The 15,105-nt window shown below is 72.0% G+C and carries 12 protein-coding genes, 4 tRNA genes and 1 pseudogene; 13 read left to right on the forward strand and 4 right to left on the reverse strand.

The window, feature by feature from the left end; all coding sequences use genetic code 11:
* Together ACWD4P_RS12110 and ACWD4P_RS12115 are read right to left on the reverse strand one after the other, a co-directional pair.
* The coding region (locus ACWD4P_RS12110) for a roadblock/LC7 domain-containing protein (protein ID WP_329882915.1) at positions 1-137 on the reverse strand (137 nt) is incomplete at its 3' end.
* A gap of 10 nt (positions 138-147) precedes the next feature.
* The gene (locus ACWD4P_RS12115) at positions 148-3,900 is read right to left on the reverse strand and encodes a sensor histidine kinase (protein ID WP_449779512.1); all 3,753 of its coding nucleotides are present in this window, start codon (positions 3,898-3,900) and stop codon (positions 148-150) included.
* A gap of 638 nt (positions 3,901-4,538) precedes the next feature.
* Here ACWD4P_RS12115 and ACWD4P_RS12120 point away from each other — a divergent pair.
* From ACWD4P_RS12120 to ACWD4P_RS12170, 11 genes and pseudogenes are all read left to right on the forward strand, one after another.
* Positions 4,539-4,760 carry a hypothetical protein gene (locus ACWD4P_RS12120; RefSeq protein WP_359824470.1) on the forward strand — a complete coding sequence of 74 codons (222 nt, stop codon included), beginning with the start codon at positions 4,539-4,541 and terminating at the stop codon, positions 4,758-4,760.
* Between the two features lie 230 nt (positions 4,761-4,990).
* Positions 4,991-5,791 (forward strand): fumarylacetoacetate hydrolase family protein, encoded by an 801-nt coding sequence (locus ACWD4P_RS12125; protein WP_449779513.1) that lies wholly within the window; start codon positions 4,991-4,993, stop codon positions 5,789-5,791.
* Positions 5,784-7,283: a glutamate--tRNA ligase gene (gene gltX, locus ACWD4P_RS12130; RefSeq protein ID WP_449779514.1), complete on the forward strand. Its 1,500-nt coding sequence runs from the start codon at positions 5,784-5,786 to the stop codon at positions 7,281-7,283. The genes ACWD4P_RS12125 and gltX overlap by 8 nt, the downstream gene beginning before the upstream one ends.
* A gap of 239 nt (positions 7,284-7,522) precedes the next feature.
* Positions 7,523-7,594, forward strand: a tRNA-Gln gene (locus tag ACWD4P_RS12135).
* A gap of 34 nt (positions 7,595-7,628) precedes the next feature.
* Positions 7,629-7,701, forward strand: a tRNA-Glu gene (locus tag ACWD4P_RS12140).
* Positions 7,702-7,746: 45 nt separating this feature from the next.
* A tRNA-Glu gene (locus ACWD4P_RS12145) sits at positions 7,747-7,819 on the forward strand.
* Positions 7,820-7,868: 49 nt separating this feature from the next.
* Positions 7,869-7,943 (forward strand) — tRNA-Gln (locus ACWD4P_RS12150).
* Between the two features lie 349 nt (positions 7,944-8,292).
* Positions 8,293-9,717: a 3-isopropylmalate dehydratase large subunit gene (gene leuC, locus ACWD4P_RS12155; RefSeq protein WP_359824477.1), complete on the forward strand. Its 1,425-nt coding sequence runs from the start codon at positions 8,293-8,295 to the stop codon at positions 9,715-9,717.
* 3 nt (positions 9,718-9,720) lie between these two features.
* Positions 9,721-10,317: a 3-isopropylmalate dehydratase small subunit gene (gene leuD, locus ACWD4P_RS12160; protein WP_359824480.1), complete on the forward strand. Its 597-nt coding sequence runs from the start codon at positions 9,721-9,723 to the stop codon at positions 10,315-10,317.
* A 182-nt stretch (positions 10,318-10,499) separates the two neighbouring features.
* Positions 10,500-10,847, forward strand: a complete 348-nt coding sequence (locus ACWD4P_RS12165; RefSeq protein WP_449779515.1) for an SCO5555 family protein — start codon at positions 10,500-10,502, stop codon at positions 10,845-10,847.
* 133 nt (positions 10,848-10,980) lie between these two features.
* A pseudogene (locus tag ACWD4P_RS12170) lies at positions 10,981-11,643 on the forward strand (HU family DNA-binding protein); the annotation flags it as partial.
* A gap of 324 nt (positions 11,644-11,967) precedes the next feature.
* Here the strand turns inward: ACWD4P_RS12170 and ACWD4P_RS12175 are convergent.
* Entirely contained in the window at positions 11,968-12,189 is a 222-nt protein-coding gene (locus tag ACWD4P_RS12175) for a hypothetical protein (RefSeq protein WP_280686257.1), read from the reverse strand.
* 154 nt (positions 12,190-12,343) lie between these two features.
* Positions 12,344-13,027 carry a 2-phospho-L-lactate guanylyltransferase gene (gene cofC, locus ACWD4P_RS12180; protein ID WP_449779516.1) on the reverse strand — a complete coding sequence of 228 codons (684 nt, stop codon included), beginning with the start codon at positions 13,025-13,027 and terminating at the stop codon, positions 12,344-12,346.
* 228 nt (positions 13,028-13,255) lie between these two features.
* Here cofC and ACWD4P_RS12185 point away from each other — a divergent pair, with 228 nt between their 5' ends.
* Positions 13,256-14,086, forward strand: coding sequence for a lysophospholipid acyltransferase family protein (locus tag ACWD4P_RS12185; RefSeq protein ID WP_359824488.1), 831 nt, complete (start codon positions 13,256-13,258; stop codon positions 14,084-14,086).
* Positions 14,083-15,084, forward strand: coding sequence for an NAD(P)H-dependent glycerol-3-phosphate dehydrogenase (locus ACWD4P_RS12190; protein ID WP_359824490.1), 1,002 nt, complete (start codon positions 14,083-14,085; stop codon positions 15,082-15,084). Before ACWD4P_RS12185 ends, ACWD4P_RS12190 begins: the two co-directional genes overlap by 4 nt.
* The last annotated feature ends 21 nt before the right edge of the window (positions 15,085-15,105 follow it).

Below are 15,105 nucleotides of genomic sequence, written 5' to 3' on the forward strand. Positions count from 1 at the left end.
GCGCGGTCGCGCGGGAAGCCCTCGGACATGCACAGCAGGAGGCCGTCCGCGGAGACCACCACGGTGTGGGACACCCCGGGGGTGTTGTCCACGAAGTTGGTGATCAGCCAGTTCAGGTTCTGTGCGGCCTGGCTCATCTGGTTCAACTCAACGCTCCTGGTGATCTGCGCCGTTGCCGTCGTTCCGGCCACCGAAACTATCGAATCCGGGCTGCTGGGCACCATGCTGGAAACCCGGCTGGTTGGCGGCCTGCTCGGCCCCGGCGCGGCGGCCCTGCTGGATGCCGCGGCGCAGGTTGGTCAGCCGGCCGCGGACCTCCTCCGGGGCCCGGGAGACCTGGGGACCGGTCAGCGGCGAGGCCTCGGCGGTGCCGGAGACCAGGTTGGCCTGCGGAGTCCGCCGGGGCAGGCCCGACATGGTGACGCCGCTGGTCGAGGGCTCGCGGATCTGCTCCGCGCGGCGCCAGCGCTCGTCGTTCGCGGACGGACGCCACGGCGCGTCGCCGGTGCCCGGCTGCGGCTGGCCCTGCGGCTGCTGCGGTGCCTGCTGCTGCGGTGCCTGCTGGGGGGCGGGCCGGGCGGCCTGCTGCTCCGGGCCCGGCTCCTGGAACTCCGGTGCGGAGGTGCCGGGGCGGCGCGGCTGGTACGGCCGCGGCCGCGCCTGCTGCGAGTCCTCGGCCTGCGGGAACCAGGGCTGCTCGGCGGTCTCGGACGGGCCGGTCGGCAGCGCCATCGGCTCCTGGTGCGGCAGCGGCTGCGGCTGCTGCGGGGCCTGCTCCTGACGGACCGGCTCCGGACGCGGCGGGTTCGGCACGTTCGGCAGCACCGGCTCCACCAGGCCGAGGCCCAGCGGGTCGCGCGGGTCGATCTGGCTGGCCTCGAAGCGCGGACGGGCGAACTGCTGGGTGCTCTCCACCGGCGCCGGCTCGGCCGACGGCAGCGGCTGGGGCTGGGGCTGCTGAGCGGCCTGCGGCGGCAGCTGCGGCTGGCGGTCGCGCTGCGGCGCGTCCGGGCCGGGGCGCTGCGGACCGCGCGGGCCCTGGGCGGCGGGCCGGCCCGGGGCGCCGGGGCCCTGCGGGGCCGGACGGCGCTGCGGCAGGCCGTCCTGCGGACGGTTGCCCGGGCGGGCGCCCTGCTGCGGGGCGCCGGGGCCGCCGGGGCGGCCGTGCTGCGGCTGCTCGCCGGTCCGGGCACCCGGACCGCCGTCGAACTCGCCGGCGGGTCGCGGCCGTTCCTGGCCGGGTCGGCCCGCCTGCGGCTGGCCCGCCTGGGGCTGGCCGGGCTGCTGGCGGTCGCGGCGGGGCAGGCCGTTCGGTCCGCCCTGCGGCGGGCCCTGACGGCCCGGGGCCCGCTGGGGCAGACCGCCCTGCGGGGCCTGCTGCGGGGCCTGGCGCTGGCTCTGCGGGTTCTGCGGAGCCTGCTGGTTCTGCGGGGCCTGCTGCTTCGGCTGCGGCTGGGCGGGCCGGCGGCCCTGACCCTGACCAGGGTTCTGGCCCTGGCCCGACTGAGCGCCGCCGCCCTGCGGGACGGGGTTCTCCCGCAGCGACTGGCCGACCTTGCGGGTCGGCAGACCGGCGCCGGGCCCACCTGGACCGGCCGGCGCACCCGGACCGGCCTGCGGACCACCCTGCGGGCCGGGGCCGGCCGGGGCGGCCGGACCACCCTGGCCGAGCTGCGGGCGGCCGCCCTGCGGGGCACCGGCGGCCGGGCCCTGGCCGAGCGCGGCCTGACCGCCCGGGCGGCCGGGCGGCACCTGGCGCTGCTGGCGCGGCGTCGGGGCGACCCCGCGCTGCTGCTTGCCCTGGGCGGAGCCGGCCCGGCCGGAGCCGCGGCGGTCGCCCGAATTGGTGACGTCCACCGGGAGCATGACCAGCGCGGTGGTGCCGCCGGAGTCGCTGGGACGCAGCTGGATGCGGATGCCGTGTCGCAGGGACAGGCGGCCGACCACGAAGAGGCCCATGCGGCGGGAGACCGAGACGTCCACCGTCGGCGGGTTGGCCAGGCGCTCGTTGATCTCGGAGAGGTCGTCGGGGCTCAGGCCGATGCCGGTGTCGTGGATCTCGACCAGGACGCGGCCGTCCGGCAGCGCGTGGCCGGTGACCCGGACGCGGGTCTGCGGGCTGGAGAACGAGGTGGCGTTCTCCAGCAGCTCGGCGAGCAGGTGGACGAGGTCGTTGACGACGCGGCCGGCGACCTCGGCCGACGGTACGGCGGCGAGCTCGATGCGCTCGTACTGCTCCACCTCGGAGGCGGCGGCGCGGAGCACGTCGACCAGCGGGACGGGGCGGGTCCAGCGGCGGCCCGGGTCCTCACCGGCGAGGACGAGGAGGTTTTCGCCGTTGCGGCGCATGCGGGTCGCGAGGTGGTCCAGCTTGAAGAGGTTGGCCAACTGGTCCGGGTCCGCCTCGCGGCTCTCCAGCTCGGAGATGAGCGACAGCTGGCGCTGGATGAGGCCCTGGCTGCGGCGCGAGAGGTTGGTGAACATCGCGTTGATGTTGCCGCGCAGGAGGGCCTGCTCGGCGGCGAGGCGGACGGCCTCGCTGTGCACCATGTCGAACGCGTGGGCCACGTGGCCGATCTCGTCGGTGGAGTCGACGGCGACCGGTTCGACCGTGGTGTCGACGTCGTGCGGGTCGGCCTCGGAGAGGGTCTTGACCAGCTCGGGCAGACGGCGCTCGGCGACGTCCTCGGCCGCGGCCTGGAGGCGGGTCAGCGAGCGCACCATCGAGCGGGCGATCAGACCGGCGCCACCGAGGGCGACGAGCAGCACCAGGGCGACCGCGACACCGATGATCAGGGCGTCGGCGTCGGCCTGGGACTGGAGGTCCTGGGCCTTTCCGTCCAGGTTCTCGATGAGCTTGGACTCGATCCGGCGCTCGGCGGTGATCTTGGCGCTGGCCTTCTCGTACCAGTCCTTGTAGCTGACCGCCTCGGTCTGGCGGATGCCGCTCTGGGTGAGGATCGTGGAGGCGTAGCGGTCGGCGTCGGCGACCACCGAGTTGTAGCTCAGCTGGCTGCGCAGGTTGTCCAGGTCGTGCGCGGTGTAGATGTTGTTGAAGCTCGCGATCGCGTTGTCGTACGAGCTGCGCAGACGGATACCGAAGGACTCGTCGCTGGGGCTGAGGTCGGGGGTCTTCGGGTTGGCGAGCGCGGCGCTGATCAGGGCCCGCTGCTGCGAGGTCGCGTTTTTCGCCAGCGAGAACTGCTGGAGCGCGCGGGTGGAGACGACCAGGTCCTTGTTGTTCGACGCGAGCGCGATGTCCTGGGTGATGGACAGCAGGTCTCGGATGATCACGTCGTAGGCGGTGATCGTCGACTGGATGTTCTGGTTGTTCTGGTACGGCACGCTGCGGGTGTCCGCGATCGAGTTCAGGTCCTTGCGGATCTGGAGCAACAGCGCCTTTCCGCCGGACAGTTCGAGGTTCTCGAACTTGTCGGAGGAGGCGGTGAAGGTGCGGCTCAGGTCGTCGGTGGACTTGCGCGCCGCGACGATGTCGTCGTCCAGCGGGGCGGTCGGGTCGTGGGTGATCGGGCCGGCGCTGATGTCGCGCTCGGTCTGCAGCGCGTCCGCGAGGTTGGTCGCCTTCTTGGCCAGGTCGGACAGGTTGGCCATCTGGGCGAGTTGCTGCGAGTTCTCCATCGAGCTCTGGATGCGCAGGCCACCGAGGACCAGCGAGACCAGCACGGGGAGGGCGAGCAGCGCGATCAGGCGGGTGCGGATGCGCCAGTTGCGCATCGCGAGCCGGTTCAGGCCGGTGGCGCGGCGCCGGGTCAGGGAGGTCCGGAGTTTGTCCCGGGCGGACTTCCGCTCCTGGCCGTCCTCCTCCGGGCGGCCGGGGGCCTCGGGTGTCACCGGCTCGGCGGGGCCGCCGGGGGCCGCCGCCTGTTGAGGGGCTGCCACAGGCTCACGCGACTCCGGGTTACCCGCGGCGCCGCTACCCCTTTTGAAACGTCCCTGCACTGGCGTCGCAACCTCTGGACCGGGCGTCCCGCCGCGTCGCCACGGCCTGGACGGTGTCGAGTTTCCATCCGCACCCCGGCCGGTCCGGGAGAGCGGGCACCGGGGTGGACCACTCCCTACCCACGGTCCGTCGCATTCCAGCACAGCCGGGGAATCCCAACAAGGGCCGCAGGTACCGGGCGTCGGGCGCTACCGACCGCTTGCACGTTCTCACGGACTGTGCGGTAACGGGGCCGGAATACCGCCTTTTTCGGACACTCGCCGGATACATGCCAAGCGGACCCGGGCGCGGGAAGAGTCACAGACCTTCCGGAATGCCCGTTATTCGGCGGAATGTCGGATAGTCCCGGTGCAGCGATATGTCGGATATCTGCCTTTTGCTCGACATTTTGTGAGCAAAATCACAGTCTTATGTGTAGCTTTGGTCACGGTCTCTGTGGAATGAGATCTCGTAACCTGGCTGTCTCCGGAGCACGGCCCCGATCAGCCTGCCCAGAACCCCTCCGAATCAATCGGAATCCATCAGGCCGGCGCCGATCCACCGCGATCAGCCCGGCCATGACCACGAGGTGCTCTCGATGTCCCAGGCGAAGAAGGCCGCCACCAAGTCCACGCTGTCCTGCCGGTCCACGGCGAACCCGCGCCGGACGACGCTGGCCTCGGTCGAGGACTTCAGCACGATCCCGGGCGCCCGCAAGCCCGAGGACGTCCTGACCTACGGCACCGAGCTGCCGGCCGTCACGGCCAACCCGCGCCGTACCCAGCTGATGGTCGCCCCGGTCGTCGTCGTCCAGGACTGACCCCCGCGGCGCCGCGTCGAGGGCGCCGTCGTCACACGGGTGGCGGCGGCGCCCTCCGTCGTCGTCGGACGCATCCGCCCCGACGGTCCTGAACAGGGGCAAAGCGGTCAGCCGGGGCCCCACGCGATAGCCTGGAGGCCGATTGACGGGGCCGCGCCCACTGCGGGCGGGGCGCCCACCAGCGCCCGGGCGCGCCCCGGGCGGCCGACGAAGCGAGGGGTAGCCCAGCCGTGCGCATTGCCAGGTTTTCCGTCCGGGAAGGGAGCCCTGCCGCCGGCAGCGTCTCCTTCGGCGTGGTGGAGGGCGACCCTTCCCAGCCCGACTCGCTGGTCGTCCACGCCCTGGCCGGCCACCCGTTCGGCCAGCCCCAGCCCACCGGTGAGAGCTACCGCTTCCAGGACGTCCGGCTGCTCAGCCCGATGCTCCCGAACAAGATCGTGGCGGTCGGCCGCAACTACGCGGCGCACGCGGCGGAGCTGGGCAACGACGTCCCGGACGTCCCGCTCACCTTCTTCAAGCCGTCCACCTCGGTGATCGGTCCGACCGAGAACATCGCGTACCCGCCGTTCTCCTCGGACGTCCACCACGAGGCCGAACTCGCCGTGGTGATCGGCCGGATGTGCCGCGAGGTGCCGCTGGACCGGGTGCCCGAGGTGATCCTCGGCTACACCTGCGCCAACGACGTCACCGCCCGGGACGTCCAGCAGCGCGAGGGCCAGTGGGCCCGGGCCAAGGGCTTCGACACGGCCTGCCCGCTGGGCCCGTGGATCGAGACCGACGTCGACCCGAGCGACCTCGCGATCACCTGCACGGTCAACGGCGAGCTCCGCCAGACCGGCCGCACCTCCCTGATGATCCGCTCGGTCGCCGAGCTGGTCGTCCACATCTCCGAGGCCATGACGCTGCTGCCCGGCGACGTCATCCTCACCGGCACGCCCGCAGGGGTGGGCCCCCTCAACGTCGGCGACGAGGTCGCCGTCTCCATCGAAGGCATCGGCACTCTCACCAACAAGGTGATCAAGCGTGGCTAACACTGACCCGGCCGTCCGGGTTCGCTTCTGTCCCTCCCCGACCGGCAACCCCCACGTGGGGATGGTCCGCACGGCCCTCTTCAACTGGGCCTACGCCCGCCACAACGGCGGCACGCTGGTCTTCCGGATCGAGGACACCGACTCCGCCCGCGACTCCGAGGAGTCGTACGACCAGCTGCTCGACGCCATGCGCTGGCTCGGGCTCGACTGGGACGAGGGCCCGGAGGTCGGCGGCCCGGACGCGCCGTACCGCCAGTCGCAGCGGATGGACATCTACGCCGACGTCGCCCGCCGCCTGCACGAGGCCGGCCACGCCTACCGGTGCTACTGCTCCACCGAGGAGCTGGACGCCCGCCGCGAGGCCGCCCGCGCCGCCGGCAAGCCCTCCGGCTACGACGGCCACTGCCGCGACCTGACGGCCGAGCAGGTCGCGGTCTACGAGCTGGAGAAGCGCGAGCCGATCCTGCGCTTCCGGATGCCCGACAGGACCATCAGCTTCGACGACCTCGTCCGCGGCACGCTCACCTTCGAGCCGGAGAACGTGCCGGACTACGGCATCGTCCGGGCCAACGGCGCCCCGCTGTACACCCTGGTCAACCCGGTGGACGACGCCCTGATGGGCATCACCCACGTGCTGCGCGGCGAGGACCTGCTGTCCTCCACCCCGCGGCAGATCGCGCTGTACGCCGCGCTCGCCGAGATCGGCGTCGGCGACGGCACCACCCCGCGCTTCGGCCACCTGCCGTACGTGATGGGCGAGGGCAACAAGAAGCTCTCCAAGCGCGACCCGCAGTCCTCGCTCAACCTGTACCGCGAGCGCGGCTTCATCCGCGAGGGCCTGCTCAACTACCTGTCCCTGCTGGGCTGGTCGCTGGCCGAGGACCGCGACCTGTTCGACATGGACGAGATGGTCGCCGCCTTCGACGTCGCCAAGGTGAACGCCAACCCGGCCCGCTTCGACCTGAAGAAGTGCGAGGCGATCAACGCCGAGCACGTCCGCCGGCTGGCCCCGGAGGACTTCGTCAGCCGCCTGGTGCCCTTCCTCCAGGGGGCCGAGCTGCTGCCGGCCGAGCCCACCGCCGAGCAGCTGGACCTGCTCGCCAAGGTGGCGCCGCTCACCCAGGAGCGGATGGTCGTGCTGAGCGAGATCGTGAACATGGCCGGCTTCCTGTTCGTGGCGCCGGAGAAGTTCGCCGTCGACCCGGACGACGCCGCCAAGGTGCTGACCGCGGACGCCCGCCCGGTGCTGGAGTCCAGCATCAAGGCGCTGGAGGAGCTCGCGGACTTCACCCCCGAGCCGATCCAGGCCGCGCTGCGCGAGGCGCTGGTGGACGGGCTGGGCATCAAGCCCAAGTTCGCCTTCACGCCGCTGCGGGTGGCCGTCACGGGCCGGCGGGTCTCCCCGCCGCTGTTCGAGTCCATGGAGCTGCTGGGGCGCCCGGAGACGCTGCGCCGGCTGCGGGCCTCCCTGGAGGCCCTGCAGGCCGCCTGAGCGGGCCGCTGAGCAGGCCGCGGGCCCGGCTTCGTGCCGGGCCCGCGGCGCACCCGGAGGTCATCCGCGGGCCTCCCGGCCGCTGCCTGGGGTTATCGATTTTGGACCCGGGGCCGACGTCGGGTAATGTTCTTTCTGCGCCGCCCGGGAGGGAACGGACGAGGGAACGAAAGCCCCTCGGAAGGGACCGACCGAGAGGCGCAACGCCTGAGAAGGCCCCGGCAGGGGTTCAACTCTGGTGGGGTATGGTGTAATTGGCAGCACGAGTGATTCTGGTTCATTTAGTCTAGGTTCGAGTCCTGGTACCCCAGCGCAGTACGCGAGTACGGCACAAAAGAAGATCAAGCCCCCGTTGTGTAGCGGCCTAGCACGCTGCCCTCTCACGGCAGTAGCGCCGGTTCGAATCCGGTCGGGGGTACGGATCCCGCAAGGGATCTACGATCCCGCGAGGGATCACCAGGAAGCCCCCGTTGTGTAGCGGCCTAGCACGCTGCCCTCTCACGGCAGTAGCGCCGGTTCGAATCCGGTCGGGGGTACTTCAGAGCAGGAAGCCGGTGGGCTCGCCCATCGGCCCTTGCTTTGTGTTGGGGTATGGTGTAATTGGCAGCACGAGTGATTCTGGTTCATTTAGTCTAGGTTCGAGTCCTGGTACCCCAGCCAGAAATTGGAAAGGCCCCGGTTTCCGGGGTCTTTTTGCTTTCCCCGCGATTGTTCTCCCGAAGGGCCCCGCTCCGTTGCGAGCGGGGCCCTTCGGCGTTCCGCGGGGCCCTTTCCGCGGCCGCCCGCGGGGACGCCCCCGGCGCTCCGCGAGGGCCGGCCGCCGGTGCGGACCGGGGCGTCCGCGCTGTCCATGCGCTAAGACTGCGGTCTCACTCCGCGAGACGCCAGTTCAATCTCCGGCGAAAAGCGCCACTCTGGACGGGAGCGGCCCGGGAGCCTCAGGGCGGCGCACACGCTTTGACCTCGACACACGAGAAGGCCGGCAACGCGGCCGGCTGGAGGGAATCCGATGGGACGGACACTCGCAGAGAAGGTCTGGGACGACCACGTCGTGCGGCGCGCGGAGGGCGAGCCCGACCTCCTCTACATCGACCTGCACCTGCTCCACGAGGTCACCAGCCCGCAGGCCTTCGACGGGTTGCGGCTGGCCGGGCGCACGGTCCGTCGCACCGATCTGACGATCGCCACCGAGGACCACAACACCCCCACCCTGGACATCGACAAGCCGATCGCCGACCCGGTCTCCAAGGTCCAGCTGGAGACCCTGCGCCGGAACGCCGCCGAGTTCGGCGTCCGGATCCACTCGCTCGGCGACGTCGAGCAGGGCGTCGTGCACGTCGTCGGCCCCCAGCTCGGCCTCACCCAGCCCGGCATGACCGTGGTCTGCGGCGACTCCCACACCTCGACCCACGGTGCCTTCGGCGCGCTGGCGTTCGGCATCGGCACCAGCCAGGTCGAGCATGTGCTGGCCACCCAGACCCTGCCGCTGGCGCCGTTCCGGACCATGGCGGTCACCGTCGAGGGCGAACTGCCCGAGGGCGTCACCGCCAAGGACCTGATCCTGGCCGTCATCGCCAGGATCGGCACCGGCGGCGGCCAGGGCTACGTCCTGGAGTACCGCGGTTCGGCGATCCGGGGCCTGTCCATGGAGGCCCGGATGACCATCTGCAACATGTCGATCGAGGCCGGCGCCCGGGCCGGCATGATCGCCCCGGACGAGACCACCTTCGCCTACCTGGAGGGCCGCCCGCACGCCCCGCGGGGCGAGGACTGGGACGCCGCCGTCGCGTACTGGAAGACCCTGGGCACCGACGAGGACGCCGTCTTCGACCACGAGATCTTCATCGACGCGAACGAGCTGACCCCGTTCGTCACCTGGGGCACCAACCCGGGCCAGGGCGCCCCGCTGGGCTCGAACGTGCCGGACCCGGCCTCCTTCGCCGACCCGCAGGAGCGCCTGGCCGCCGAGAACGCCCTGGCGTACATGGGCCTGGAGGCCGGGACCCCGCTGCGCGAGGTGGCGGTCGACGCCGTCTTCGTCGGCTCCTGCACCAACGGCCGGATCGAGGACCTGCGGGCCGCCGCCGCCGTCCTGGAGGGCCGCCGGATCGCCGACGGCGTACGGATGCTGGTCGTCCCCGGGTCCGTCCGGGTCGCGCTCCAGGCCGTGGAGGAGGGGCTGGACAAGGTGTTCACCGCGGCCGGTGCCGAGTGGCGCCACGCGGGCTGCTCGATGTGCCTGGGCATGAACCCCGACCAGCTCGCCCCGGGTGAGCGCTGCGCCTCCACCTCGAACCGCAACTTCGAGGGCCGGCAGGGCAAGGGCGGCCGCACCCACCTGGTCTCCCCGCAGGTCGCCGCCGCGACCGCCGTCCTGGGCCGCCTCGCGGCCCCCGCCGACCTGACCGCCGACGTCGCTGCCGTGGAGGCCTGAGCCATGGAGAAGTTCACCACCCACACCGGCCGGGCCGTTCCGCTGCGCCGCAGCAACGTGGACACCGACCAGATCATCCCCGCCCACTGGCTCAAGAAGGTCACCCGATCCGGTTTCGAGGGCGGCCTGTTCGAGGCCTGGCGCAAGGACGAGTCGTTCATCCTCAACCGGCCGGAGCGCCAGGGCGCCACGGTCCTGGTGGCCGGCCCCGAGTTCGGCACCGGCTCCTCCCGGGAGCACGCCGTCTGGGCGCTGCAGAACTACGGCTTCCATGCGGTCATCTCGTCCCGCTTCGCCGACATCTTCCGGGGCAACTCCCTGAAGAACGGCCTGCTGACGGTCGTCCTGCCGCAGGAGACCGTGGAACAGCTCTGGGCGCTCACGGAGAGTGACCCCTCGGCCGAGATCACCGTCGACCTGGAGGCCCGTGAAGTGCGCGCCGAAGGCGTCACCGCGGCCTTCGAACTGGACGACAACGTCCGGTGGCGACTGCTCAACGGCCTGGACGACATCAGCATCACGCTGCGGAACGAGGAGGACATCGCGGCCTTCGAGGCGACCCGCCCGGCGTTCAAGCCCCGTACTCTGCCTGCCGCCTGAGTTCCCCTCAGAACAAGCATTCTGACGATCCGCCGGATGGCCCGCGCCCCCCTCGGGGGGGCCGGGCCATCCGGCGTTCCGGAGCACGAGTTAGCGCCGCGGCCCGCCCCGGATTGCCCATTTGGCTTTGCGGAAGAGGGCCCCGCGCAAGTACAACTGCGGGTAGATGGCACAATCAGTACATGCACCGGCACCATGAACCTCCGTACGCGGGCGGCGAACCCGCGGCTGAGGACTCCATGGGCCGGCCATCCGAACGCCGAATTGACGACCGGCCGGACGTCACCTCCGCGCCAGCTGAGGGGCCGGACGACCAGGAAGTCGTAGCGCTCTACGCGCTTGTGGCCGAGCGGTTGAAGCAAGCTCACGCCCGCGTGCATGCGCTGAACGTGTCTGCCGATGCAAAGACCGCTCTCACCCGTCAACTCCTCATCGTCACCGAGACCGCCAAGCGCGATCTTCCGGAGGCGGCAAGGCGGTTGAGTCGCTTTGTACATGACCTCGACGAGGGGCCCCCGCCGCTCGACTGAGGTCGCCGACGCGCAAATCCATTGCGACACTAGGGTGATTCGCGCGTTTGGTAATTGAAAGTCCGCAGATACATACCTAACGTGCGAAAAGAACGGATGGAATCATCCGGCGCCCGTTTCCGAAGGGGAAGACGTGAACAAGGCTCAGCTTGTCGAAGCGGTGGCCGAGCAGCTGGGCGGTCGCAAGGCTGCCGCAGAGGCCGTCGACGCAGTGCTCGACACCATGGTCCGTGCCGTTGTGGCCGGTGACCGGGTTTCGGTCACCGGGTTCGGCACCTTCGAGAAGGTGGAGCGCTCCGCGCGCTTCGCCCGCAACCCGCAGACCGGCGAGCGGGTCAAGGTCAAGAAGACCTCGGTCCCGCGCTTCCGTCCGGGCCAGGGCTTCAAGGACCTGGTCAGCGGCAGCAAGAAGCTGCCGAAGGAAGGCCCCTCGGTGAAGAAGGCCCCCAAGGGCTCCCTCACCCCGGGCAAGAGCGGCGTGGCCGCCACCCCGGCCGCCAAGCGTGCCGCCACCAAGCGCGCCGCCGCCGCTGCCGCCGCCGCCCCGGCCACCAAGAAGGCCGCCGCCAAGAAGACGGCGACCACGGCCGCCGCCAAGAAGGCCGCCACCACGGCCGCCGCCAAGAAGACCACGGCCACCGCCAAGAAGGCCGCCGCGAAGTCCACGGCCGCGAAGACCACCGCCGCCAAGAAGACCACGGCGACCGCGACCAAGGCCGCCGCCACGAAGGCCGCCGCGACCAAGGCCACCGCGACCAAGGCCGCCGCGACCAAGAAGACGGCCGCGGCGAAGAAGGCGACCACCACGGCTGCCGCCAAGAAGACCACGGCCACCGCCAAGAAGGCGACCGCCACGGCCAAGAAGACGGCGCCGGCGAAGAAGACCGCCACCCGCAAGACCACCGCGCGCAAGACCTCTGCCAAGTAAGTCCCGCGCGACCGTCCTCGGACGGCCTTCGGCACAGAGCCGCGGCACCCCCCTCCGTGAATTCACGGGGACCGGTCGCCGCGGCTCTTTCGATTTCCGGGCGCTTGGTCCGAAATCCGCGGCGCACGGCGGCGCGGGGCATCACGGCCGGTGGGGCACCGCTCCGGCGGGGCGGGCGACCGGGTGCGGCCGTCAGCCCTCGGCGGGGTCGGGGAAGGTCTGGAGCGTCACGAAGACCACCCGGCGGGCCTCTCCGGAGCCCTCGGTGCGGATCCGCACCCGCTGGCCGGGGCGCAGCAGCCGCAGGCCGCCGGCGTCGAAGGCGGCCGCGTCGAACGGCACCGGGGTCCCGTCGTCGAGCAGCACGGAGCCGGCCCGGGTGGCGGGGTCGAAGGTGAACGCGGTGGCCTGCATGCGAGCAGCATAGCGAGCGGGCCGGCCAGGGCCCGGGAGCAGGCCGGTGCCCGGCCGGTACGGGCCGGGAGGCTCCGAGCGGCGCGGGGAGAGGTGGCGGGGCGGCCTTCCGGAAGCGGCTCCGCAAAGGGCTGGGGACAGGCCCGGGACGGGTTCAGGACAGGTTCAGACGGGCGAACAGCGCGCCGGTGTTCGGGCCGAGGCCGAGCGCCGAGGCCTCGTGGAGGTCCGTCCCGGTGTCCACGTCCCGGCGCACCGACTCCACGTCCGCGAGGCGCAGTTCGAACGCCCCGCCGGCCGCGTGCCGGGCCCGTGAGCCGTCCCCGAAGGCGGGGGAGAGCGGACGCCCGGGGGCGCAGGCGAGCAGGGTGGTGCCGAGGCCGGGGGAGTCCGGCAGGAAGGCCCGGCCGTCCGGCGGCACCGCGCCCAGCACGCGGGCGAGTTCGGCCGGCCGCAGGGCGGGGAGGTCCGCCGAGAGCGCCGCCAGCGGGGAGCGCGGGGCCATGGTCAGGGCGGCCTCGGCGCCGTGCGCCAGCGCCCGGTTGAGCCCGCCGCCGGGCTCGTCGGCGACCACCAGGGCGCCGAGTGCGGCCAGTCGGGAGCCCGCCGACGCGTCGGGGGTGACCACCAGGACCCGGTCGACGCCGCGGGTGGCCAGGGCGGCGGTGACGGTGTCCAGGGCGAAGGACAGCGCCATCTCGGCCCGGTGCGGCCCGGCGTAGGGGGCCAGCCTGCTCTTCGCCAGTGCGAGCGGCTTGAGCGGAAGGACCAGCGACCAGCCGGCCATGGGTGCGAGGGGCGCGACGGGCCCGCTGGGGCGTACGGTGTCCTGGGTCATCGGCGTCATTGTGTCGCCGGTCCCGGGAGCCTCGCCAGGCCGTCCGAGCTGTGCGGACGTGCGTTTGATCACGCCCGCCGGGCGGGTTGGCGCGGTTGCTCGACAGCCGGTGAGCGGGCGGGCGACACTGTTCCGCGCCCGTGACCCGGGCACCGACCGGAACGGTGCGCGGCACCGGGACGCCATGACCGCGGTAATCCGTGCCGCATCGGATGAGAAGGAGCTGGGGTGGCCCGCCGCTCGTACGCCAAGTTCGGCAACGCCGACTACGGCATCTGGTACCGCTTCGCGGCCGTGCTGGTGAAGCCGGTGACGACCGCCCTGGTGAAGCCCGACTGGCGGGGCTGGGAGCACATTCCGAAGAACGGCGGCTTCATCGCCGCGGTGAACCACAATTCGATCATCGATCCGCTGGTCTACGCGCACTGGCAGTACAACAGCGGACGTCCGCCGCGCATTCTCGGCAAGTCCTCGCTGTTCTCGATCCCCTTCATCGGATTCATGCTGCGCAAGACCGGCCAGATCCCGGTTTTCCGCGAGTCCACCGACGCCGCGCAGGCGTTCCGGGCCGCCATCGACGCCGTCAACGGCGGTCAGTGCGTGCAGTTCTACCCGGAGGGCACGCTCACCCGGGACCCGGACCTGTGGCCGATGACCGGCAAGAACGGGGTCGCCCGGGTCGCGCTGATGACCGGTGCGCCGGTCATCCCGGTCGCGCACTGGGGCGCCCACGAGATCATCCCGCCGTACGGCCGGGCCGGGTACGGGAAGGGCAAGTTCAACCTGTTCCCGCGGCACAGGGTCACCGTCGCGGCCGGGCCGCCGGTGGACCTGAGCAGGTACCGGGGGCAGGAGCTCACCGCCCAGGTGCTCTCCGACGCCACCGAGGACATCATGACGGCGATCACCGCCGTGCTGGCCGAGGTCCGCGGCGAGGAGCCGCCGGCCGAGCGCTACGACATGCGCAAGGCCGCCCGGGAGCGTGCCGCGGCCGCGCTGGCCGAGCGCCGGCACGCCAAGGGCGAGCGGGGCAAGGGCACCGAGGAGGCCGGCAAGTGACCCGCTGCGCCGTGATGGGGACCGGCTCCTGGGGCACCGCGTTCGCGCTGGTGCTCGCCGACGCGGGCTGCGAGGTCGTGCTGTGGGCCCGCCGGCAGGAGCAGGTGGACGCCGTCAACTCCACCCACGAGAACCCGGACTACCTGCCGGGCGTCCGGCTGCCCGACAGCGTGCGGGCCACCACCGACGCCGCCGAGGCGCTGGCCGGCGCCGACTTCGCGGTGCTGGTGGTGCCCTCGCAGACGCTGCGCGACAATCTGGCCGCCTGGACGCCGCTGATCGAGCCGCAGACCGTGCTGGTGAGCCTGATGAAGGGCATCGAACTCGGCACCGCCAAGCGGATGAGCGAGGTGATCGACGAGGTTACCGGGGTCGGCCCGGAGCGCGTCGCGGTGGTCAGCGGGCCCAACCTGGCCAAGGAGATCGCCAACCGGCAGCCCGCCGCCAGCGTGGTCGCCTGCTCCGACGAGGCGGTCGCCAAGCGGCTCCAGGCGGCCTGCCACACGCCGTACTTCCGGCCGTACACCAACACCGACGTGGTGGGCTGCGAACTCGGCGGCGCGGTCAAGAACGTGATCGGCCTGGCGGTCGGCATGGCCGCCGGCATGGGGCTCGGCGACAACACCAAGGCGACGCTGATCACCCGCGGGCTGGCCGAGACCACCCGGCTCGGCGAGGTGCTGGGCGCGGACCCGCACACCTTCGCGGGGCTCGCCGGGATGGGTGACCTGGTGGCCACCTGCTCCTCGCCGCTGTCCCGCAACAACACCTTTGGCATGAACCTGGGCCGGGGCATGTCGCTCGCGGAGACCATCGCCGCCACCCGGCAGACCGCCGAGGGCGTCAAGTCCTGCGAGTCGGTGCTGGACCTGGCCCGGCGCAACGGGGTCGACATGCCGATCGTCGAGGCCGTGGTGGACGTGGTGCACAACGGGCGGCCGACCCAGGAGGTGCTGCGGACGCTGATGTCGCGGTCGGCGAAGGCGGAGCGGCACTGACGGGGCGGTGTCCGGGCGGTG

This window comes from Kitasatospora sp. NPDC002543 (assembly GCF_053594915.1).